Annotated in this window: 1 protein-coding gene and 1 pseudogene; both read right to left on the minus strand. The window is 58.8% G+C overall.

Features of this window, described 5'->3' with window-relative positions:
* Positions 1-574 precede the first annotated feature (574 nt).
* Positions 575-916 carry a hypothetical protein gene (locus DC522_RS35620; RefSeq protein WP_205769926.1) on the minus strand — a complete coding sequence of 114 codons (342 nt, stop codon included), beginning with the start codon at positions 914-916 and terminating at the stop codon, positions 575-577.
* A 253-nt stretch (positions 917-1,169) separates the two neighbouring features.
* Positions 1,170-1,391: pseudogene (locus DC522_RS33330) on the minus strand (HU family DNA-binding protein); the annotation flags it as partial.
* Between the last annotated feature and the right edge of the window lie 367 nt (positions 1,392-1,758).

Here is a 1,758-nt window from a genome sequence, read left to right on the forward strand (position 1 = left end):
GCCGGCATTTTACAATGCTTCGCGAAGACGAAGAATCCTTCAGCCGCAACAAGTTGTGGGTTGTTCAGGGTCGACTAACTTGGTCCCATTCATTGCCCGATGTCGATCTCGATGGACCGGCAAACCCCTCCGATGGGGCATTGGCCGACATCTGCAGTTCTTACTCACGCAGGTCGGACTGTTTCTCCGAGCGCGCAGACGTTTGAGTTCCGAACGTAGCGGTCTTAGGTCGTTGGCCCCGTGCGCAGCACAGCCGCGCCCTGAGAGGCCACGATCCCCTGGCTCGGGTACAAGTCATGTTCAGGGTCGTAGGACCGGACTGTGCCATGACACTCGTCGAGAAGCTTGCAACAGCGAGGGATACAAGGACAGCCTTCATGCTGGAGCTTTATCCTGTCTGTCTCAGCTCCTTAGCAACAAACTCACCTCTCTCCTGTTCCATAACGACCTTTCGCGAAATTCATATAAGCAGGTCTCACCCTCCCCTGGCAGGACGGCCGGAAGGCATGGGAAGCACCCAAGCGCCATCGGTGCAGATCATTGGGAGTTCCTTACTCTCTTCCTGCAGGTGTTGTCACGACAGCAGACCCCAGCTCAGGTAATCCATTGCGCCAGCAGTGCCGATCAGCGTACCGTGCACCTGAGTCACTCGCGTCAGAGCGATGCACTGGACCCACTTGAGCGCGTTCTGTTGCGGCGTTTCATCAAGTGGGATTGACAAAATCACGTGCCCTGACCTGTCGGTAACGTTGAGCTGCCAGCCCTGCCAATCCTCATCGGCTTCGCTGTCCTCTTCTCGCAGTTCCTGGATTGCTTTCCGCGCTTCGGCCTCCGCCGCCTCAAGGTCGGCGACTTCCACGCCTTCCTCGTCGAGGATGACATCGTGAGAGCTCACGAGATGAAAATAGCAGCGCATCGAGAGTCTCCCGCAGCAGACAACACGACCGCGCCCGTCTGCTACTCTAGAGTTTAAGCCTATTCTTTTGAGTAAAAACCTAGATAGGCGCCGAGCGTTCCTCTCTTCGCCGGAGTTAATCCTTTAGAGGTAGGCGGAGCTCGGCCAAGGCTCTCACTTCCTGCTGCTATACCCGAACCAGGCTGCGTCGTGTATCAAGCCTCCAGAACGGAACCCCGTTCGGCTCTACCCCGAACGAGGTTTCTTTTTTGGACACCTCTACACCCGTCGTCGGGTTGCGCCCCACCCGCTGGCCCTTCTCCCGCACGGTGAACGTGCCGAAGCCCGAGAGCTTCACGGTCTCGCCCGCGGCAAGGGTCGCGCAAATCTTCTCAAGGACCTGCTGAACCAGCTCGGCCGACTCTACTCGCGAGAGGCCGAGTTGCTGACGAACGGCCTCCATCAACTCCTCTCGGGTGACGCTCTTGCCCGCCATCGTCGTGCTCCCGCCAACAAGAAACGCCCCAGCCATGGGCCGAGGCGTTTCCCCAGGACCCAAGGGAGTGCCACCGCAGCCCTCCTTTTTGGACACCAGCAGAATGGCTGATTTGCGGGGCTCTGGCTGTATCGGGAAGGACACAGGCACTGCGCTTCACCAGCAGGCTGTGGGTCTTATCTTTCCTCTTCTCTGGCAGGGCGAGTCCTGTCCGGACAAAGAGAGCTCTTGAATGATCCCTTCGACCACGGCGGACCATCGCGCCAACCATCTCCTGGCGGCGTTGCAGCCGGACGACTTCGCCTTCCTTGAGCCGCATCTTGAGATGGTGAGCTTGCCGAAGGGCACGGTGGTCTATGAGACCGGG

Source organism: Microvirga sp. KLBC 81 (genome assembly GCF_003075415.1).
Classification (GTDB): Bacteria; Pseudomonadota; Alphaproteobacteria; order Rhizobiales; family Beijerinckiaceae; genus Microvirga.